This is a genomic window from Pseudoflavonifractor capillosus (genome assembly GCF_016902575.1).
GTDB classification, from domain to species: Bacteria; Bacillota; Clostridia; order Oscillospirales; family Oscillospiraceae; genus Enterenecus; species Enterenecus capillosus_A.
The window spans coordinates 72,865-94,150 of record NZ_JACSNZ010000002.1 but is presented as its reverse complement, the minus strand read 5'-3'; the positions used below and the strand labels follow the sequence as shown (position 1 = coordinate 94,150).

Here is a 21,286-nt window from a genome sequence, read left to right as displayed (position 1 = left end):
AAGCCCAAAACAATTCAAACGATGTTGTTTCGTCTTGAAAAAGGTGTAATCACGCACGACAAAGATAGTCAAGTGGTTGTCAGTTATATGGATCAAAATGAACTGTCTGATGAGGACATTAATCAACTGCAAGCAATCCTAGATAAGAAAAGGAAGAATTAAAAGGCGATTTTTGTGCGATTTCTAATCAGTCTGCCCTCAAGGACGGGTCATTGACACTACCTACGCAAAACTTATTCTACCTTATCTGTTTTTGCTGTTGGATAAAAAAGGATGTGCCACAAAACTTTCGTTTTGCGACACATCCTTACTTCCTTGCTTTCGAACTTACATAGACATATTCGCAGAATCGCCCGATGTATGGTTCGACGCAGTGGAAATCTCACCACTATGATCATCGTTATAATCATTAACGCTATCTTCTCTGTGAGATCCAGTGCAATAGCAACCGCAGTAGCCTGTGCAGGAACAACCCAGAGCATATGCACAAGCGCAAATAGCATACGCCTCCACCGTGCGCGCAGATGCAGTCTTTCTCAACTTCATACCATTTCCCTCCTTTCTTTTAAAGTTAGAAGAGAGTTGATTAAGAGAAAAAGTATCACCATTAATCATTCCTCTCAACTACGCAAACTCCAGTTGGAATATCATGTGAATTTTCTCTGCACACTTGGTACACGACATTCACAATCCCATCCACAGTGCTAAAGGAATACTCATCAAAATAATTTTGTGGGATCTTAATTCCGAAGTATTTCTCAATCTCGGCTAGAAGATATACCAAAATGATACCGTCAAAGTTGAATGGTTGTAAGAAAATGCTTTTAGCACAATCTTCTTGACTAATAGTTGACCAGTCAACACTGAATTTTCTCTCCAGCAAGTTTTCAATTTTTTTGCGAACCTGCTCTCTATTTACGTCAGTCATTCATAGTCTCCTTCATCAATACGATAGCATAGATTCCAGTGCACTTTCTACTTTTTCCTTCTGTGTAAAAACGTTGAAAACCGGAATTTTACTATTGGCACTAAGTGATAAATATTTGTTTACTGATTCCATTTCAAGATATGAAAAAGAAAGTTTTCGGTCTTGCAGTATCTGCATTGTATCAACTACTAAATTACTAATATGTGCAGCATTAATTGCCACTCCATACCGATACATAAAATCGGTGCTGAGCGATTCAATCATCTCTGGACTACTCATATCAGCAGGTACGCAGCAATAGCAATAATCAGGGCATACAGCTTGGCAAGTCATATATGTCTTTATGCCAAAGCCATTTGGAACCAGTGAATTGTATTGAATCATGCCATCTGGAGCGAGTACAAGAATAACATCTGGCAAAAACTTATTCTGTACAGCATATATAAACTTATTTATACTTTGGATGATGTCTTCCAACACCTTTGTTCGATCAAACAAGTACGACATATCGTGAAATCCTAACAACCGACATGCGGGCTTGGATGTTACAACCTCAACACGCAATCCCTTTTGTCGCAGTATTTTCGTAATAGAACAAACAACATCCAAAGTGTCCGCTTGCTCAACCAAGCCACCGACCAAGAATATTGGTGTGGTAATTTCATGCATCATCTCGGACTGTATTTGATCAATTTCCTCTTTACAGAGTCTCGCAGGAAACTCATTTTTTGATAGCCGACTCTGAATATCTCTATGCCAAGACGGAATGTGTCCGCTCGTATCTTCAATGAGGAATACTTTTTTGTGCGAAGCATTTGCATCTGCTAATAATTTATTTGCGCTTTCGCGATCTGTAAGCCGAGAAACATCTACGAATAACGTTGTCCACGGAGCTTGCAAATCTAGGGTTTCCTCCACATCGATGCTGATGTTAGGTTGGTTACATACATAAGCAGCGTCTTTTCCTGTAAGTCCACTTCCAGGGTGAGAAATGATATGATCTAACACATATTCATTTTGCAACTCGTGAAAATTTCTTACAATGGGAAGTAAGGAAGAACTGTACGGGTAAATAGTAGCATGTTCCATTTCATTCTCCTTTAGACAAATGTGTGTTACTACACTTCAACAAAATCCTTATAATACATTGGAATTTCACTCGTGAGAAGGTAATTCTCAATTTCAAACAATGCCGCACGCCTTGTGGCAGCGCAATACTTCAGCTTTGATTGCGCATCTAGTTCACTCCCGCCAGAATCAGCACGTTTACCACATTGATTGCAAAACCGGAAGCACCAACAGTTAATGCACACATCACGTGTTACCCGGCTCGCATTTAGAAAGCGTTCGACTTTATCAAGGTCAAATCCATTGTCCAGTGAGCCAATATGTGCCACATCTGAAGTTTCACTTACACGCTCGCACGGATAAAAATTTCCATTAACATCGACAAGCAAACGTAGCTGTCCAGGAACACACGGACCAGAAGGCGAATCATACTCTCTCAACGGAGCCTTTTGGAAAATCTGATCTCGATTTTCGATTGTAGTTTCAACTCTTGATTGCAGAATAGGGGAAACTTTTCCAGTCGGATAACGGTTCCAGTGCGCTAAGTAAGACAAAAAACGATGATATTCCTGCTTACAATAGTATTCATTAGTCATTGTTGTTGGCAAATTGTCATATTCACAATCAATTAGCGAGGGCTTCAACTTACTAGGCTCAATTCCAAGTTCGGATATAATCTTACCAACCTCATCCAAATCATTGTTGGTGTCAATTACCATACTAATGCGAACCTTACTCCAGTACTCTGGAAATTTGCTTTTCATTGACTGTAAATTACGAGCCACGACATCAAATGTACCAGTCCCATTACGAAAAACTCGATTTCGATCATTAATCTCTTTGGGGCCGTCCATACTGATTAGAAGACTAACATCATTCTCTTCCAGAAAGCTAACAATCTCGTCAGATAGCAGTGATCCATTGGTTGTCATAGAAAAAGTTAAATTTTTTCCAAAAAATCGCTTTTTACTGTACTCAACAATGCTGCGTACTAACGGGAACTGTAGCAAAGGTTCTCCGCCATAAAGACCAATCGCAACCCCTTCACTATCCACAGAATGTTCCCACAAGAAATCTATCGCCCTCTTTGCAACTTCTAAACTCATTGTAGCATCAGAATGAGAACGTTGTCGAGCATTTACTTTTGCTCCAAAAATTTCAAGTGCATTTGTGTAATTTTCTCTTACATATTGATTTCTTTTATTTTTGTGATAGGATAAGATATATTTATTAAAATTGATTGTATTATTAAGCCTACAACGAATACAATTAGAAAGAACAATATAGATAGCTTTATATGCTGTAATTAAAGGAGCATGTATTATGGGTGTAAAAAAAATCCAAAGCTTAGTGAAAAATACTTTATTTTGCCTGAATTTTTCTTGGAACGCATCTCCTTTATACACATTTCTTCGAACTGTTTCTAGTACCATTCCATCAATTCTGACCGTTTTGTTATCCTATATCGGAAAATATATTCTAGATACGTTATCCGGGGATAACTCATATGGTGGTAAATATACTTTCATCCTCTTACTCGGAGCTATGCTCCTTACAAACATTCTTATAGCGAGTTCCCAAAAAATCGTTCAGTATGTACAGGCTGTTCATACGGATATTTTAAATTTCAAATTGTCCCAGTATATAATGCAACGTTCGCTCAATATAGATTTGGAGTATTTTGACAATCCCGAGTATCACAATACATTGGTTTTTGCTACCAAGAATATCCGAGCGGTAACAGAAATTATTTGGTATGTAATGCAACTACATTGTAAAAAAATTTACATGTTAATATTTCCTAACGAATACTACTTCCGAAGTTCCCATGTATGTTAAGCTATGAAGTTTAACATATAGTTGCTCGCTAACAGATGTTGAAGATATTCCTTGATACATCTGTAACCAGAGAAGTAGTATTCTTTCTTTACGCCTACACACTATTCCAGTAGTGTTGACAATCCCTCGCTACTGTGATAATGTGATTATATTAGAAAACATAAATTTCGGAGGGATCTCAGTGAAAATCAAACTTTTTGACTCAGAAACAAAAGTAATGCGTGTACTATGGAACAGAGGCGATACAACAGCAAAAGAGATTTCTGATATTTTGAAGGCCGAAATTGGTTGGAATATGAACACAACCTACACGGTCATCAAAAAGTGCATTGCTAAGGGGGCCATTGAACGGAGCGAGCCTCACTTTATGTGTCATGCCCTTGTGGCAAAGGAAGCTGTTCAGGAAGCGGAGACCGATGAATTGATTAGTAAACTATTCGACGGTAATGCCGACCTTCTGTTTGCATCTCTGCTCAGTCACAAAAAACTCTCCAAGGAGCAAATTGATAAACTTCGCAAGATGATTGCAGATATGGAATAGGAGGCATATTCCCGTGAGCTTTGCGCAGATGAGCCTAACTGGCTCAGTATTCATTGTTTTTATCCTTGTGTTGCGAGCCTTGACCGTTCATCGCTTGCCAAAAGCAACTTTTTTCATTCTGTGGGGAGTAGCTGCACTCCGCTTGCTGTTGCCTTTTTCCATTTCATCCCCCTTCAGCATATATACCTATGCAGAGCAACTGCTTGCCCCAGTCAAACAAACTGTGTCTCCTATCATCTTCTCGCAACAGAGTCATTCTGCAAGTTCCGTTCTTGCAGATACGCCGATTTCTTCTTCGCTTGCTGGACTTTCCATTATGACAATGGTCTGGTTAGTTGGGGTTGGTCTCATGGCATTCTACTTTGTAAGGATCTATTTGAAAAATATCCGTAAATTTAGATTGTCAATTCCCAGCGATATAGAATTCATTAAGGAGTGGTTGGCAAATCACCAGACGATTCGCCCGATCCAGGTCAAAGTATCAGATTGCATTCTCTCTCCCTTAACCTATGGTTTCTTTCGCCCGGTCATTTTGCTGCCAAAGAACATAGATGATGAGAATACTTCCTTGCTCACCTACACACTAACCCACGAATATGTGCATATCCGACGATTTGATATGGCATCCAAGATGATGTTTGCAGCAGTATTGTGTGTGCATTGGTTTAACCCTCTTGTTTGGGTTATGTATATCTTGGCCAATCGTGATATGGAGTTATCTTGCGATGAGCGAGTGATACAAACGTTAGGTGAGAAAAAGAAAGCCGCCTATGCACTGGCACTTCTCGATATGGAAGAAATCAAGAGCGGTACTTCTTCTTTATGCAGCCATTTCAGCAGCTGTGCCATGGAGGAAAGAACTTTATCTATTATGAAATATAAAAAGTGTTCCCCTTTGATGGCTATTCTGGCAGTAATGTTGATCCTTGGCGCAACGCTATGTCTTGCCATGTCTCCACCCACTTCTTCAGATTTTTCCAATGCAACAACAGCCCAAACATTGGGTGGAGCTTTGGATGATGTCTACACGTTGAATGGACTGGAAGATTGGCTGGACGTACTACAAACGGAGGCAAACGCCCTGGTTGAACGTGGAGAGCTGACCCAGCAGCAAGCCAGTGATTTTTTGCTGTTCTACCAGAATCAAGTGGCTAATCTATTGTCTGCTTCTGCGGCTGATGACGAAATTATGATTGACCAAGCGAACGGTAGTTCGCAACAAATTTCATGTAGCCTAGACGAGCTTTACTATATTCCTCCAGATGTGGATAGTTCCATAGCAAGTCTCCTTGATGGGGGAACATACCCCGATATTGCAGTAATTCTTCCCCAAGGTCAAAATTTGTTGTCCTTTGATGGGGATTTCTGATTTCGGATTTTTTATGAATCATCCTCGAAGATAGGAGGGAATTAATGTGTTTCCACATTTCAAATCGGTGATGCGACGTCCTTTGCGTCTCATTCTGCTTGTCTTGCTTCTCGGTGCGGTATCCTTTGGTTTTACCGCCCGAGCGGTTGAATATCTCGTTGTCACACGGGCGGTGGGCGAACTTTCCGAATACTACCAGTCGATTGGTTACCTGAGTTCCAGCGATGGTGATGTGACACAAGGTGCGAAACTGCTGGCAGAAAGTGATCTGGTCGCCATAAACGATGTACAACGGTATTGTTCTGGCACGCTAAATGGAATCTATAATTCTGATCTGGATGGAAAGACCAGTACGAAGGGATACAACGTTGCCGAAGTCCTGATTTGGGGCGAACTGATGGATAAAAAGCACTATGTTCCAGAGGCCACATCCACACTGATTCCGGAGTATTACTCCCTGCGGTTTCGTGTGGTTGAACGTTTGTGTGGCTACCCTGACTATGCCCCTGAGGACGAATATATCACTGTAACCTACTACCCCGACCACAATGATACGGATTGGAGTGCCGCATTTGATGCGCTGCTGCCCAGCCAAGTGTACGGTGTACGGGCTTACTATCCGGGTGAGGGAGAGTATGCCTCTCATCTTTCGCTACGACAAGCCGTTCCAGAAGGGGAATGGTTTCTATCCCAGGGTGACCCAAGGATGGACGATCTGGTTGAAGCAGATGCCGTGCAGGAAATCAACCGCCACCGGATCACGCTCAACAGCACAAAGGATATGAGTGCTCTGCCCTTTACACAAGAGGTCAATCGAGATGGCTACCTAGTTGAAGGTCGGTGGCTCAACTCCGCAGACAACGAAAACAGCAACCCTGCGTGCGTGATTTTACAGGATTTCGCCGAGGCACGCGGCCTTGGTGTGGGTGATACCCTTACCATCACCCTACATGACGAACAGATGTCGTATGGCTATTACCCAGAAGGAACGGCTATAGAGGACATTGAATCTTCCAATATCACAACTACATTTACGATTGTTGGCATTTTTAACCGCACTATTTTTTCAGAAGGCTATACTTCTGCCAGCTACCGCAGCTTGACGGTATATATCCCGGACTCTTGTATGCCAGCTGAGTATGAATCGGCTGTCACTTCCTTTCAAAACGGCACAATATTTGAAAGTGGGTATAGCTTTGTACTGATAGAACCGGACGCCGAGGATGAATTCATGCAGCAATACCGCAGTCAATTGGAAAGTATGGGGTACACCATCACCATGATTGAGAACGGTTGGTCCGAATTTTCCACTTCGGCGCAACCCATTTGCCAATCTGCCCGTTACAGTGCCGTCATATTTGCAATCGTACAGATCATGGCACTGATTTTAGTATCCTTTCTCTATCGCAGACAGCACCGCCGGGAGTTTGCCATTGCTCGAGCGTTGGGCATTCCTGCAACAAGAGCCACAGCGTGGCATCTGTTGCCTGTGACGTTGATGGGTGCCGTTGGCATCGGTGTGGGGAGCCTATTGGCGTGGCGATATGCCCTAGGACAAGTGCAAGTCACACTTTCCGCCCTTGTCCGTGATGATCAGAACGTGAATGCCTCATTACCAATTTGGATTCTTGTGATCATCATGGTATGCTCGTTGGTCTTACTCATTATGGTGGTACTTCTGGGATACATGGCGCTCTCTCATCATTCTGTTTTGGACATTCTGCATGAGGCACACAAAACCCAGCGTCCACAGAACACCCCAAGAACTACAGAAACAACGCCCACAGATGCAGTAATGCCTCTTATTCAAGCAGAAAAGCCAGCTTCTGCCCCCTCTTCAGCTGTTCCTGCGGCTGCCAATGGTACATCTGGATTGGTACGCTTCATGCGACGATATGCTTGCCGTAGTAAAGGCACAACGCTACTGCTTCTTGTTGTTTCTATCATTTTTATCCTGGCACTTGGTTGGATACAGAAAGCCATCCTGCAAACAGACCAGAGAATCAATGAAATGTACAGCAACGTTTCGGTGGAAGCCGAACTTCTCAGGAGTGTTTCCGGTAGTTATACCAGCGATCCCGGCTTTATTTCGGGTGCGACCGTAGATGCGATTGTCGCCACCGATTTTGTAAAAGAGAATCGCTCGGTTGCGGCAACCACAGATGCTGGTCTGTCCAAGATTGATGGTCAAGGAAGTTTATTTACAAACTTTACTCTCTGCGGTATTACCAACACAGATATGGTCAATCAGAAACTATCATCCGGGATGATGGTAGCTGGGGGGGATGGCGTGATTACCTATTTGAATGGATGGGATGACTCCATGTTCGAGAAAGATTATGGTAATGCTGAATGGTATCCAATTGTGGTATCTGAAATGATGCTGGAGCGATTGAATGTCAATTTAGACGACCAACTAATCCTTTCCGCAGGTTCTCGTGCCGTAACTGCAATTATCAAAGGGAGCTACACCGGACAATTTAATGGACTTGGAAATCTCACCGGAGAAGCCGTATTGATGCCGCTTTCGTTGATGCAAGAGCTTTATGGAGATAACTTGTATTATTCTGTTGCGGATTTTGTTTTAGACCCATCCTTAAACAGGAACTTAGAAGCGTTCCGAACAACGGCTGAACAAGTGATTGCAGACGATACCAAGAGCCTGCTTTCCCTCAACCTGGTAATTTGGGATGAAGAGTTGCGCACGGTTGTTCAACCCATGGAAAAAAATTTGACGTTGATGCAGGTACTCTATCCCATTGCTCAAACGGTGGCTTTTTTCGTTGCTGGTGTGGTGGCGCTGCTGTTGCTGTTGCAGGAGGCAAAAACGGCTGCTATCCTTCGGGTCTTGGGAATCCCAACACGCACGGTTCAAAGGATGCTGGGAACTGAACTGCTTATCTTAGGAGTAATAGGAGTCTTCATGGGTATACTAGTTGTCCTTTTGTTAGGGAAATGGAGTATGCAACTGCTCTTGTGTGCAGCCATCTATATTCTGGGGCTGGCCGTGGGTACTATGGTTGGATGTATGGCTATCACAAAGAAAAAACCCTTGGAATTGCTCCAGGTAAAAGAGTAGGAGGAATCTAAGATGTCTGAATTAACATTGCAAGATGTGTGTTACCGCTATAAAAATACAGAGCGGGACGTGTTACACAGCATCAGCTGCAAATTTGAGAGTGGAAACGTGTACGCAATTGTCGGGCCTTCCGGCAGCGGAAAAAGCACGTTACTCAGCCTCATGGCTGGTCTTGATACCCCCACTCATGGCGAGTTGACATTGGATCAAGTAAGCTACAACACGATGGATTTAGATCGAACCAGACGTGAGAAATTGTCCATGATCTTTCAAGCATTTCAGCTTTTTCCTCTCTTGACGGCGGTGGAGAATGTCTCTTTTCCGATGGAAACCAATGGTGTATCCAAAGCGGAAGCCAAGCGGAGAGCAACAGAATTATTAGCAGAAGTTGGTATTCACGCAGAAAAGCATAGACGTTATCCCTCCAATCTCTCCGGCGGCGAGCAGCAACGTGTGGCAATTGCACGGGCTCTTTCCACTGGGGCTGGTATCCTGCTGGCAGATGAACCTACTGGCAATTTGGACGAGGCCAATAGTATCCAGGTCATGGATCTGTTGCTCCACTTAGCTCACGCTTTAGGTCGCTGTGTCATTGTTGTCACTCATGATCTCGATCTTGCATCACGGGCTGATAATATTCTTTATATGAGAGATGGAACGCTTACGCAACAGTAATTATTTGCACATAAGAAAATATCGGACGGAGTTGTTTCTTGTTCCTGCGTCCGGTATTTTCTGAAGTTGCTATTCCAATCAGAAAAGGGACCAAATGCACGGTAGCTGTTATAACCGCAGAAAGTATAGGATACACATAAAGGTGGTAGTGAACTTTTAGAGAATATAGATCAACAAAGAATCAAGATAAAGGGGAAATGACATGGGTACAGAGTGGGTGTTATGTCCTCTTTGTGGGGGAAAAACCCGTGATAAAATAAGGGAGGATACAGTTTTGGTTAACTATCCTCTCTATTGCCCGAAATGCAAGCATGAATGCTTGATCAATGCAAAACATTTACACATTACTATCATCAAAGAGCCAGACGCAAAGACGCAGAGCCGATGAACTTGTGAGTAATCACAGTCATCGGCTCTTTTTTACTTATTAGGTTGGCTGTCCAATGCGGCCTTTATTGTGGCTTTGATAATCTGCATGGAACGTTCATCACAGTTGTAAAGCATTCGAACAAGGTTTTCCATTTCAGAATCCTTAATCTGCTTTTCGGGAAAAAAGATTTGGTCTGGCACAATAGCCAGTTCGCGGATGAGCTTGTAAAGGATTTCATAGCTGGGCTTTTTCCCTTCATTTTCTATACGATATATAAACCTTTCGGTAACTCCGACCTTGCTGGCCAGTGTTTCAACGGTCATATCCGCCTTTGTCCGAGCACTTTTTACTATCTCGCCAAGGGATTCATGATAATTCTGCACTTTCAGTTCACTCCTTATTTTTATTCTAATGATTCATGTCAATTTGATAATGGTATACCAGTTCAAATTTTAGAGAACTGAAAGTGCAGAAAATAGAAAACCAGAGAAAAATAACCCTGCCAATAAAAAAAACGAGGTTTTGGCAGGGGAAATTGTCGTGTTCATCCCTCCACTCCATCGTTTGAGTTTGGGGGGATATTTTATGTGCTGGAATACCCGCATCTCGCTGCTAATCAAAAGCAGCGAGTTTGATTCGATGAAGTAAGTGTATCATCATTTAAGGGTACACGGTCAAAAAAAGTTCCTCTTTTTTAGCGGAATCATTTGCCCATTTTAATGAACTGTCATGCCATAATTTATACGAACTAAAAAGAAACGCACTTGCTATGTGGGGAACAGCCCCACCATGCAGGTGCGTTTTTGTATATTACCACAGCTTAATCCCACGGTGCCGTAGCCCTCCGATCAGTCTGAATTTCTCAAAATTCAGACTGATCGGAGGTAAACAGCATGGAAGCTGATAAAAAGAAAATATGGGTTCGCGGTCAATATGTTGAGGTCACGGATGAAGTATATACAGCCTATATGCAGGGCGATAGAAAAATGCGTTACTTTGAGAACGATCTGAAAACCGAACGGTTTGTTCTTGGAGAGAAGGGGCAGGTGGTACAGGTCATTCCCAGCCGGGAAGATTCTTTAGACCGGCTGATGGATGAAAACGCCCAGCAGTTCGCCCATGAGGAGAGTGTCGAAAACACAGTGCTTCATAAGCTGGAGGTGGACAAGTTACATACTGCCCTGGCAATGCTGGTCCCAGAGGAGCAGGCTTTGATTCAGGCATTGTTCTTTGAGGAAAAGACAGAGCGGCAGTATGCGGAAGAATTGGGTGTGTATCGCAATGCCATCCATGTGCGGAAAACCAGAATTCTCAAAAAACTGAAAAAACTTTTGGAATAACGTTGTGCAAACCTCTCACCCAACGGCAAAAAGGGTGAGAGGTTCTTTTATCCCCCTCACGGCACCTTGAAAACCGCATACACATTCATCAGATACGTTCCTGCTTCTTTGGCGAAAGTCAAAGCCCAGGCAGCGGCTGCGTGATGATCTGTCATGCAAAACAGCAAGACACCACCAAACGAATGATATGACGGTCTTTGGCTTGATTTGCATGACAGGGAGCGAGAAATAGTTGGCTGCCAGTACCGGGTGGCTCCCGGTATCGGCCATGACCGGAAGCAGGGATAATGATACTCCCGTCCAGCCTAACGTCCGAGCGTTGAAGCGGTTTTTCGCCGTGATCCGTCGCAGGCAATGGGGGCGGTTGCGTGAGAACCACGCAAGGGGTGAGATTCCCCGTGGAGCTGGTGAGCTGCCAGCCGTTTGATGACTTCCCAAGACAATCCGGGGTGTCGAGGACAAATGGGATTGTGTAGAAAATATGGTCATGCAGCAGGACAGTCAGTGAAATAAGAGGAACTCCATGTGTTTTTCCGGTCTTTCTCTTGTCCTGTTGTATGGCCTCTACATAGGCAGAAAAGCGCCTGTCTTTTGAAAGGAGGTCTACAATATGAACAGGACATACTTGCGCGGCGATATGTACTATGCCGATTTGGGCCGGGGAATCGGTTCCGAGCAGGAAGGTTATCGCCCGGTTCTGATTATCCAGAACAACACTGGCAACAAATATAGCTCTACTGTTGTTGTGGCAGCAATCTCCAGTAAGGTAGATGCCAAAGCCAAGCTGCCCACTCATTATCTGCTCAAAGCGGAAAACGGTCTGGAACTCCCATCCCTTGTTTTACTGGAACAGCTTCGCACCATTGACAAACGGCGTTTGCAATCCTACCTCGGCAGGCTGGACGAATATCACATCCGGCGCATCAACCGCGCTCTTGCAGTCAGTGTGGGGCTGATCGAGGAAATTCCCAAAAACTTAATCATGTGCCTCTGCCCTGCCTGCGCCCATAATTTTTATGGCACAGGCTCTTATTATTTGCGGAGGGTCAATCCGCACCAAGCACAAAGAGATGTCTGCACCTACTGCGGACAGAATGTGGGGTATGACTATGAGGTTGTAAAGAAAGCAGATCGGAGGTGAACATTGAATATGGAAAAACTGATTACCCGTAAAGAGGCGGCGAAACTGTTAGGGATCAGCCTGACTACTTTGGATGAAGCCAGAAACAGCGGATTGATTTCCTATATTCAATATGTACCCAATGGCTGCGTCTACTTTACATCTGCCGGACTCCAGGAATATGTCGCCAAATGTACCCATCGTGCAAAGCCGGTGGAGCGAAAAGATACCTACCGCAATGTGCGAGTGGGAAAAACGCACCTTTGAGGAAATAGAGCCGTTCTGATAAAACAAAGATACAGCGCTGGTACTATTTTTTTCGGAGGTGAAGATCATGGCAGTAAAAAGAAAGCGAATCCCTCGATACAGCAGGGTTCAGGTAAACGGCTATGAATATTACAAAACAGACATTGAGGATGCGGAGGGAAAGCGTGTTATTCTATACGGAAAGACCCGTGAGGAACTATACGAAAAAGAACTTGCGGCATTGGAGCAGGTTGACAGCGCCACCTTCCGGCGCACATCCCCCACAGTGGCGGAATACTGCGAAAAGTGGCTGTTGATGCAGTCCGTCCATGTGCGCGCCACTACCTTGACGGATTACACGTCCAAAGTGCGGCGTCACATTATCAAGGAGCTGGGCGAGAAGCGAATGGCCGAGGTAACACTGGACGATATTCAAGTGGCCCTCGTCCCGGTTTCCAAAAAATCAGCTTCGGTCTACAAGTCGGTGGTTATTCTCTATAAGTCTATCTTTCGGGCAGCAAAAGAAAGCCATGTGATTGATAGAAACCCGACCATCTATCTCAAAGCAAAGGGCGGCGGTGTTCCGCAGGAGGAGCGTCAGGCACTGACCGATGAACAGGCCCAGCGGCTTCTGGATGCTGTTCGAGGATTGCCGCCCTATGTGTTCGTCATGATTGGCCTGTATGCCGGATTGCGGAGGGAAGAAATACTGGCGCTGCAATGGGATTCTGTATATCTGGACACCAATGCCCCCTATTTGACAGTGCGAAGGGCGTGGCACACAGAACACAACAGGCCGGTCATCCTTACAGAGCTAAAAACAAAGGCTGCGGAGAGGAACATTCCGCTCCCAGATTGTCTGGCAGAGTGTTTGAAAGAGGCGAAGAAACAATCGACCTCGGACTATGTGGTTGCCAATCAGGACGGTGATCCGCTGTCCTACACACAGTTCAAACGCCTGTGGCAGTATATTGTGACCAGAACAGCGAAGCCGCGAAAGGCTCGCAAACTGGTGGACGGAAAATATGTGAATTATATGCTTTATCCCAAACTGGGGGAAAAGGCCCGGAACAATGGTCATGTGGTTTACAGTCTGGATTTTGATGTCACCCCGCATCAGCTGCGGCACACCTACATCACCAATCTGATCCATTCCTCGGTTGACCCCAAGACGGTTCAGTATCTGGCCGGACATGAGAGCAGCAAAATCACGATGGACATTTACGCGAAGGCCAAATACAATCGTCCTGACGAATTGGCAGGAGTTTTGAACGGCGCATTTGCCGTGTGGGACGCAAACGAATATGGAATTGCACAATAAAATAAGAAGCAGAGGCAAGGGCGAGGAGTTTTCCTCGCCCTTTGCGTTTCCTCTGATTGCACCTTTGAGGGTGCTGCTGATTTCTGATAAAAGTAGAGATAGGGGGCGACCTACATATTATATTAGAAAGGAAATGATGATATGGCAAAGAAAAAAGAACGTATTCCTCAGTATGGAACCATTACTCTGAAAGGAATACCGTATTATCGTACACGAATTTTAGATGCCGATGGTAAACAGGTGAGCTTGTATGCTCTTTCCTGTGAGGAATTGTATCAAAAAGAACAGGAAACTCGGCGGCAGGTTGAGGAAATCCTTTTCCGAAGGAAACACCCCACGGTTGCTGAATACTGCGAAAAATGGCTGTTAATGCAATCCGCAAAGGTTTCCCCGGCTACTATGAAAGGCTACACCTCTCACATGAACAACTACATAGTCAAGCCATTGGGAAAGATGTATCTGGAGGATGTAACAGCAGATGATATTCGTCTGGCGCTGATTCCTCTAATGTCAAAATCGGCTGGTCTTTACAGCACTGTGAATATGCTCATCAAGTGCGTATTCTATTCAGCTGAGCGCAACCAGTTGCTTGACGAAAATCCCTGCGTTGGGATCTCAGCGAAAGGAGGAAAGCAGGGAAAGAAAAAGGATGCCCTGACAGATGAACAGGTAAAAGTGCTTTTGGATACCACCAGAGGACTTCCGCCCTATACATTTATTATGATTGCCTTGCACTCCGGCCTGCGGCGGGAGGAAATCCTGGGACTGCAATGGGACTGTGTATTTCTGGATGTTCCCACACCGTATATTTCTGTGCGGAGGGCATGGCGCTCGGAACACAATAGGCCGGTGGTATCTACGACATTGAAAACCAAAGCATCCCGCAGGGATATTCCTATTCCCGGATGTTTGGTTGATTGCTTGCGAAAGGTCAAGGAAACCACCATATCTGAATATGTGATTGCGGATCGAACAGGTCAACCACTTTCCAATTCGCAGTTTCAGCGAGTTTGGAAGTATGTAACCGTTCGCTCAACAAAACCTCATAGCTATTATAAGTATGTCAATGGCCAATGCATCAAAACCACCGTGACCCCCACCCCAGGCGGCCACCAGAAGAACAATCCGGGGCTGGTATATGCCATTGATTTTGATGTGACCCCACATCAGCTGCGGCACACTTACATCACCAACCTGCTGTACGCAGGCGTTGACCCCAAAACTGTCCAGTACCTTGCAGGGCATGAAAACAGTAAGACAACGATGGACATTTATGCAAAGGTGAAGTATAATAAGCCTGAAGAACTTTGTAGCGTAGTGAATGGCGCATTTCGCCAGCCACGTTCAGAATAAAGCCAGAGAATCGCTATCCATTTTTACGATTAAAAAATAGGATAACCGGAGAGAGGGAACCCCTGAAAAGCCCAGAATATCAAGGAAAATCGGGCGTAAGAGAGTTTTAGTACGGTCTGAAGGCTGCCCGTCGTGCTCCCCAGTTCTCCAAGCGCTAAACTGCATTTTTGGCATTTCAAAGCCCCGGAAACCATGGTTTCCGGGGCTTTTCCTATCCGCAAAAACCCATGGGCTTCCTGTGATCTGTGGCAACGGTGGCTTTTGTCTTGTAAGCTCCGATCCTCTGTGATATCATGGTAAAAAACTACACTTTAGGGGGTATACCATGAACATCGTTGTGGCCATAGATTCCTTAAAAGGCAGTCTCTCCTCCATAGAGGCAGGAGAAGCCATCCGGGAGGGTTTTCTCCGTGTGGATCCCAGCACGCAGGTAACCATTCATCCTTTGGCCGACGGCGGCGAAGGCACTGTGGAGGCGCTGATCACTGGTATGGGTGGAGTGCTGGAACAGGTGACCGTGACTGGTCCCCTGGGTGCCCCTGTGTCCTGCACCTACGGTATCCTCCCCACCACAGGCACAGCGGTGGTGGAGATGTCCGGGGCAGCAGGACTTACCTTGGTTCCCCAGGAGCACCGCAACCCTCTGTATACCACCACCTACGGCGTGGGGGAGGTCATCCGAGACGCCATTGCCAAAGGATGCCGCCGCTTCATTGTTGGCATCGGCGGCAGCGCCACCAACGATGGTGGTATTGGAATGCTGCAAGGGTTGGGCTATGGCTTTTTGGATGAAAACGATCAGCAGGTTCCATTCGGCGCAAATGGTCTCAAACACATCTGTCGAATCACCGATGACGAGGTGATACCACAGTTGGCCGAATGTTCGTTCCGAATCGCCTGTGATGTAACCAACCCTCTATGTGGGGAGCAGGGTTGCAGTGCAGTATTCGGCCCCCAGAAGGGGGCCACCCCCGAAATGATTCGGGATATGGACAAGTGGCTGGGCCACTACGCCGCCCTGGCCCAAAAAGCCTTTCCAAATACAGCTGACCCCAACCACCCGGGAACGGGAGCCGCCGGTGGCCTGGGCTTTGCTTTTCTCACCTTTACCAAAGCCGTGTTGGAGCCCGGCATCCAGATCATCTTGGAGGAGACCCACCTGGAAACCCTTATCCGGGATGCCGATTTGGTCATCACCGGCGAGGGGCAGCTGGACGGGCAGACCGCCATGGGCAAAGCTCCTATGGGGGTAGCCCAGCTGGCAAAGAAGTACCATAAGCCAGTGGTGGCCTTTGCCGGTTGTGTTACGAAAGACACTTCCGCCTGTAACCACCATGGTATCGACGCATTTTTCCCCATTCTGAGAACCCCATGTACCCTGGAGCAGGCCATGGACTCCCAAACTGCCAGGGCAAACCTTGCCGACACTGCCGAGCAAGTGTTCCGGCTTTGGTGCGTTGGAAAAAGAAGATAAATACCCCCACCTGACTTTCACAAGATATATGCAAAACACCGCCCGGCACACAGCCGGGCGGCAATCTTTCTCAATAGGTTATACTGGCAACAAACTCGATACCACCGCAATGGCGCACAGCACCATGAACACGATCACCCCTGGGTTGCCATAGACCACCTTCAAGCGGCCCTCCCTGGGCAACTCTTCCGGGGCGGGATGGAACTCCACCTGCTTTCTCTTTACCACCAGCAGCACCAGTCCCACAACAACCAGCGCAAGGTACACAAGCATATAGCCCAGGAACAACAGCAGGCCGGGGGCAATGGCCGCCAGGGTGGCCTCATCCAAAGTCTGAGAGCTAAGGTTGGACAGGGCGTCCATGTCCAACTGAGACACAACCCAGGGGGCCAACACCGAGCCTGTGAAATTGATCGCCATGTGCATGGCCACACAGTAGCGCAGCCGACGGGTCTTCAAATACACATAGGCAAAAATCAAGCCCAGGCCAAAGGCATAGAAAAACTGGAACAGGTTCATGTGGAACAGGCCAAAGGTAAGGGCAGAAAACACCACGGCAGTCTTTTCACCGTAGCGCAGGCAGCGGTCCATCAGCTGCTTGCGGAACACGTATTCCTCCACCAGCGGGGCCAACACCACCATCACCAGCACCTTCCAGATGCTGTTATCCAGAGCATAGCTCTCCAGTCCATTGACCGCCGTGCCGCCGGAGAGAAGGGAGGACAACACTGTGCCCACCAAATTGCCCACATACATCACCGGAAAGCAGATGAGCAGCATGGTCCAAAACCGTCCGACTCCCAAGGGTGTGGGCGTTCCCTCATCTTTGGACATTCCCTTGAGTACCGTCAACCCCACCGGCACGCCCACCGCATATAGGGGCACAAAAGTCATGGCCCACATGACCCACGAAATACTGTTGAGATCCACGCCGGTCAGTTCCATGTATATCTTTGCTGCTACCCCCAGCACAACCTGCAATGCTGATGTGATAACCGCAATGAGCACCAAAGCGGCGCCCAAACGGCTGAAACAGGCCTTGGCTGCGGACATGCGCATCTGTAAGTTCTCTTCCATGAATCAATTCTCCTCTCTCTCTGGTTTTCACCGATTGATATTGTCATTGTCCCACAATCCCACTGTAAAATCAATTCTTTCTTATGTGTTTACATAAATAACCACATATCCCCCTTGACGCAGATTAGTCGAATGTGTTAGACTAATCACAAGATCTAATACATTAGACTTGCGAGGTGATTTCATGGAGACCCCCAAAATTTTTGAAAGCGAGTACCGATTTTGCCTCATTCTGTGGGAGCACGAGCCCATCAAGAGCAGCGATTTGGTGGCCCTGTGCCAGCAGCAGCTGGGGTGGAAAAACTCCACCACCTACACCGTCATCAAGCGGCTGTCCCAGCGGGGTGTGTTGAAAAATGAGCATACCATCGTCACCTCTCTGGTATCCAAAGACCAGATGCAGGCCGCTGAGATCGACGAGCTGGTGGAGAAAAAATTTGACGGCTCCCTGCCCGCCTTTGTGGCGGCCTTCACCCGCCACAAAAAGATGACCCAGAGGGAGATTGACCAGGTGCAGGAGATGATCGACCGGTTCCGAAGGGAGGGGTGACCATGACCGAGCTGTTTTTGCGTGTGGTGAATCTGAGCATTGCAGCCAGCTGGCTGGTATTGGCGGTGTTGGTGCTCCGCCTGATACTCCGACGCAGTTCCAAATGGATTTCCATGCTGCTGTGGGGTCTGGTTGGGGTGCGCCTGGTGTGGCCCTTCTCTCTGGAAAGCGTCTGGAGCCTCATTCCCAGCGCTCAGACCATCTCTCCCACCATTTTAACCGACTCCACCCCCACCGTACATACCGGCTTTCCCACCCTGAACCAGAGCATCAACCCCGCCCTCTCTCAGGCTGTTTCCTCCACGCCGGATGCCACTCCTAACCTTCTGGAGATTTGGCTCCCGGTGCTGGCAGCACTGTGGGTGTTAGGGGTGGCCGTGGGGCTAGCATATGCCGTCCTGGGCTATCTGCGTTTGCGCCGTCAGCTGGACACAGCGGTGTGGCTGGAGGACAATCTCTATCAGAGTGAGGCTGTCCGCTCCCCCTTTGTGCTGGGGCTGCTGCATCCCCGCATCTACCTTCCCTTCTCCCTGGATGGGGACACCCTGGCCCATGTGGTAGCCCACGAGCGGACACACCTGGCACGGCGTGATCACTGGTGGAAAGCACTGGGCTTTGTGCTGCTGTGTGTCCACTGGTTCAATCCCCTGATGTGGGTGGCCTACGGAATGTTCTGCCGGGACGTGGAACTGGCCTGTGATGAGGCTGTGGTGAAGAACCTGGAGCCAAAGCAGCGGGCGGACTACTCTCAGGCTCTGCTGCTGTGCAGCGTGGGGCACCCCGCCTGGAAGGCCGGGCCTTTGTGCTTTGGGGAAGTGAGCGTCAAGCAGCGGGTCAAGGCGGTCCTGCGCTACCGCAGGCCCACCTTCCTGGCTGTCACCGCCTCAGCGCTGGTATGTATCTTGGTGGGGGTATCGTTTCTCACCAACCCCCTGGCCAGCCGCGTCCTCCCCATGTCGGGTGACCAAATTGCGGACCTGGACCCCCAATGGATGGTGGACGAAATCGCCGCCATGGAGGGACTGTCCGATGGCTCGGTTTTGCAGGTGTCCACCACTTCTTTTGAGTTTTTCCTTACACCCGATTTTCAAATCCGAAAATCCGCAGTGATTCCTTTCTTCTATGTTCAGAACCAGGAGATCTACGATGCCCAGTTGAAGCTGTCCGCCGATGAGGGCACATACTCCGTCACCACTCCCAGCCCCGGCCCCTGGAAGGATCGTTTCTACAAGCTGTTCATTTATTTGCAGGCGCTGAAACACCTGCCCCAGGAGGAGATCCGCCGCCTCTCCCCGGATGCGGATTTGTATTGCGTGACCCTGGTGGACAGCGCAGCTACGGACAACGATGAGCGCTCCATCTCCTACACCGACCAGGGTGTACAGCCCCTTGACGGGTGGTACCTCCACCTGCAAGTCCAGCCTTTCTACGAAAAAGAGGACAGCGGGTACCATGGAACCGGGGAGGACGTCATTGACCTGTTCTACGGCGATGAGAGCCGCACCACCCAGGGCAGCTATGTGGGGACGGACACCCCTGGCACTCTGGCTTCCAATGCCTCCCCCTCCGGCCTGGATTCTCCCTATCTGCACCTGGGCAGCGACGGCACCTTCTGGTGGTCCTACTCCATGGCCTCCAGTTTTGCTACCACCGGTCTCTATGAGGAAACAGAGGACACCCTGACCCTATATACCAATCAAGGGCGCTATGCCTATGTCTTCCGGAAAGAGGGGGACACCCTGGTCTATGACCCGGGTGCCTCCACCCACCCCCTGGACCTGGAAGATTGGGCCTATCTGCCATAACGTCACACCCCCACGGAACCGCCAGGTGCCCGTGGGGGTGTGTTTCATCTTGGACTTACCTCTTCCAGCCACCACAGCGCCTGCTGCGCCAGACTGTAACAACAGCCACCAAACACGCACCTGCTGTGCCTGCTGTAACCAGCCATATCTCCTGCCCTGCCTTGTCCTCCCCCTGGATCAGGTCAGTGGTCTGCCCGCTGACGGTGCGGGTGCCAGTTCCCAGCTGGGCATTGGCAGCAGCGGTGACCGCCTGGGCAATTAAACTATGGCCATAGGCATTGGGATGGAAATCCAGGTTTAGCTTCATAGCAGCAGACATTCCAGCATTGCAGGGATTCTCCTGGGCATCGGCAAAGGCCGTGTACACGTCCACCACGGAACAGCCCATCAGCGCCCCCACAGATGCGATGGCCGAGTTCAGGGTAGAAACCCCTGTGCTGAACGCACAGGAAATTTGCTCAGCTGCATCTGAAACCAGGGGGTACTTGGAAAGCTCTTTGACCAAATGGCTGTACGGGTCATACTGATTGGTGAGTACCAGGCATACCTGTGGATTGACGTCTCGGATCGCAGTCACCACTTGGGTGAGATTGGACACAAAGAGGGCCAAGGCATCTTTCTCCTCCTGAGAATCCGCAAAGCCTGGAGTCACGTCCAACGCAAAGGCCAGCATGGTCATGTCCCCACCCATCATAGCCGCTTTTATATCCTCCTGTTTAATGGTGGCATCTGGATTTTTCTCCTGATACTGGTGAAACAAATAGGCATACAGCGCATTCATCAAATCATTGCCGCCGATGGTGATGGTGATGACATCCGCCTGTGCCACCGATGCGGCAGCTTCCGGATCATTCAAGCGCTGGAGTAGAGTTTCCGAGGTCTCCCCATTTTGAGCCAGCGAGGTGAGCTGAAAATCATTTTGGTTGGCCACCTGCTGGGTGAACATCTGCTCTTCCTCTTTCAGGCCATATCCGCTGGAAATGCTGTCCCCCAGGGCCACATAGCAGCGTCCACCGTCCGATCCCGCCGCTGCCAGCGGCATGGGATAGAGCAGCATAGCTGCAAACAAAGCCCCACTCACCCATTTCCCCATTCGCCTGCCCTTCCCATTGGTACGATTCACGGTTCCAT

Annotated in this window: 19 protein-coding genes; 13 read left to right on the top strand and 6 right to left on the bottom strand. The window is 47.8% G+C overall.

Annotation, left to right across the window (positions count from 1 at the left end; all coding sequences use genetic code 11):
- Positions 1 to 607 precede the first annotated feature (607 nt).
- Genes H9X86_RS01455 through H9X86_RS01445 form a run of 3 tightly spaced genes read right to left on the bottom strand, consistent with a single transcriptional unit; the run spans position 608 to position 3,429 of the window.
- Complete coding sequence (locus tag H9X86_RS01455) at positions 608 to 928, bottom strand: hypothetical protein (RefSeq protein WP_204899818.1); 321 nt, start codon at positions 926 to 928, stop codon at positions 608 to 610.
- Positions 929 to 943: 15 nt separating this feature from the next.
- Positions 944 to 2,017: a P-loop NTPase family protein gene (locus H9X86_RS01450; RefSeq protein ID WP_204899817.1), complete on the bottom strand. Its 1,074-nt coding sequence runs from the start codon at positions 2,015 to 2,017 to the stop codon at positions 944 to 946.
- A gap of 29 nt (positions 2,018 to 2,046) precedes the next feature.
- Positions 2,047 to 3,429: a radical SAM protein gene (locus H9X86_RS01445; RefSeq protein WP_204899816.1), complete on the bottom strand. Its 1,383-nt coding sequence runs from the start codon at positions 3,427 to 3,429 to the stop codon at positions 2,047 to 2,049.
- 587 nt (positions 3,430 to 4,016) lie between these two features.
- On the opposite strand from H9X86_RS01445, the gene H9X86_RS01440 reads away from it, so the two are divergent.
- The 5 genes from H9X86_RS01440 (at position 4,017) to H9X86_RS01420 (ending at position 9,887) form a co-directional block, all read left to right on the top strand.
- Entirely contained in the window at positions 4,017 to 4,376 is a 360-nt protein-coding gene (locus H9X86_RS01440) for a BlaI/MecI/CopY family transcriptional regulator (RefSeq protein WP_204899815.1), read from the top strand.
- 13 nt (positions 4,377 to 4,389) lie between these two features.
- A complete protein-coding gene (locus tag H9X86_RS01435; protein WP_204899814.1) occupies positions 4,390 to 5,745 on the top strand; it encodes a M56 family metallopeptidase in 1,356 nt (451 codons plus the stop codon).
- 46 nt (positions 5,746 to 5,791) lie between these two features.
- On the top strand, positions 5,792 to 8,824 hold the full coding sequence (locus tag H9X86_RS01430; protein WP_204899813.1) for an ABC transporter permease: 3,033 nt from the start codon (positions 5,792 to 5,794) through the stop codon (positions 8,822 to 8,824).
- A 12-nt stretch (positions 8,825 to 8,836) separates the two neighbouring features.
- Positions 8,837 to 9,499: an ABC transporter ATP-binding protein gene (locus H9X86_RS01425; protein WP_204899812.1), complete on the top strand. Its 663-nt coding sequence runs from the start codon at positions 8,837 to 8,839 to the stop codon at positions 9,497 to 9,499.
- Between the two features lie 202 nt (positions 9,500 to 9,701).
- The gene (locus H9X86_RS01420; RefSeq protein ID WP_204899811.1) at positions 9,702 to 9,887 is read left to right on the top strand and encodes a cysteine-rich KTR domain-containing protein; all 186 of its coding nucleotides are present in this window, start codon (positions 9,702 to 9,704) and stop codon (positions 9,885 to 9,887) included.
- A gap of 32 nt (positions 9,888 to 9,919) precedes the next feature.
- Here H9X86_RS01420 and H9X86_RS01415 read toward each other — a convergent pair whose 3' ends face one another.
- On the bottom strand, positions 9,920 to 10,252 hold the full coding sequence (locus H9X86_RS01415) for a helix-turn-helix domain-containing protein (protein ID WP_204899810.1): 333 nt from the start codon (positions 10,250 to 10,252) through the stop codon (positions 9,920 to 9,922).
- 603 nt (positions 10,253 to 10,855) lie between these two features.
- Between H9X86_RS01415 and H9X86_RS01410 the strand changes: the two genes are divergently transcribed.
- The 6 genes from H9X86_RS01410 to H9X86_RS01385 all read left to right on the top strand — a co-directional run bounded on the left by H9X86_RS01410 (position 10,856) and on the right by H9X86_RS01385 (position 16,723).
- On the top strand, positions 10,856 to 11,209 hold the full coding sequence (locus tag H9X86_RS01410) for a sigma-70 family RNA polymerase sigma factor (protein WP_243416773.1): 354 nt from the start codon (positions 10,856 to 10,858) through the stop codon (positions 11,207 to 11,209).
- Positions 11,210 to 11,819: 610 nt separating this feature from the next.
- A complete protein-coding gene (locus tag H9X86_RS01405) occupies positions 11,820 to 12,350 on the top strand; it encodes a type II toxin-antitoxin system PemK/MazF family toxin (RefSeq protein ID WP_204899808.1) in 531 nt (176 codons plus the stop codon).
- 9 nt (positions 12,351 to 12,359) lie between these two features.
- Complete coding sequence (locus H9X86_RS01400) at positions 12,360 to 12,596, top strand: helix-turn-helix transcriptional regulator (protein ID WP_154258918.1); 237 nt, start codon at positions 12,360 to 12,362, stop codon at positions 12,594 to 12,596.
- 67 nt (positions 12,597 to 12,663) lie between these two features.
- On the top strand, positions 12,664 to 13,896 hold the full coding sequence (locus H9X86_RS01395; protein ID WP_204899807.1) for a tyrosine-type recombinase/integrase: 1,233 nt from the start codon (positions 12,664 to 12,666) through the stop codon (positions 13,894 to 13,896).
- A 141-nt stretch (positions 13,897 to 14,037) separates the two neighbouring features.
- A complete protein-coding gene (locus H9X86_RS01390; protein WP_204899806.1) occupies positions 14,038 to 15,249 on the top strand; it encodes a tyrosine-type recombinase/integrase in 1,212 nt (403 codons plus the stop codon).
- Between the two features lie 325 nt (positions 15,250 to 15,574).
- Positions 15,575 to 16,723, top strand: coding sequence for a glycerate kinase family protein (locus tag H9X86_RS01385; RefSeq protein ID WP_204899805.1), 1,149 nt, complete (start codon positions 15,575 to 15,577; stop codon positions 16,721 to 16,723).
- Between the two features lie 78 nt (positions 16,724 to 16,801).
- On the opposite strand, the gene H9X86_RS01380 is transcribed toward H9X86_RS01385, so the two are convergent.
- On the bottom strand, positions 16,802 to 17,800 hold the full coding sequence (locus H9X86_RS01380; protein WP_204899804.1) for a CPBP family intramembrane glutamic endopeptidase: 999 nt from the start codon (positions 17,798 to 17,800) through the stop codon (positions 16,802 to 16,804).
- A gap of 184 nt (positions 17,801 to 17,984) precedes the next feature.
- Between H9X86_RS01380 and H9X86_RS01375 the strand changes: the two genes are divergently transcribed.
- Both H9X86_RS01375 and H9X86_RS01370 read left to right on the top strand, forming a co-directional pair.
- On the top strand, positions 17,985 to 18,350 hold the full coding sequence (locus H9X86_RS01375; RefSeq protein ID WP_204899803.1) for a BlaI/MecI/CopY family transcriptional regulator: 366 nt from the start codon (positions 17,985 to 17,987) through the stop codon (positions 18,348 to 18,350).
- 2 nt (positions 18,351 to 18,352) lie between these two features.
- Positions 18,353 to 20,155: a M56 family metallopeptidase gene (locus H9X86_RS01370; protein ID WP_204899802.1), complete on the top strand. Its 1,803-nt coding sequence runs from the start codon at positions 18,353 to 18,355 to the stop codon at positions 20,153 to 20,155.
- Positions 20,156 to 20,210: 55 nt separating this feature from the next.
- On the opposite strand, the gene H9X86_RS01365 is transcribed toward H9X86_RS01370, so the two are convergent.
- Positions 20,211 to 21,278 (bottom strand): GDSL-type esterase/lipase family protein, encoded by a 1,068-nt coding sequence (locus H9X86_RS01365; RefSeq protein ID WP_204899801.1) that lies wholly within the window; start codon positions 21,276 to 21,278, stop codon positions 20,211 to 20,213.
- Positions 21,279 to 21,286: the final 8 nt, after the last annotated feature.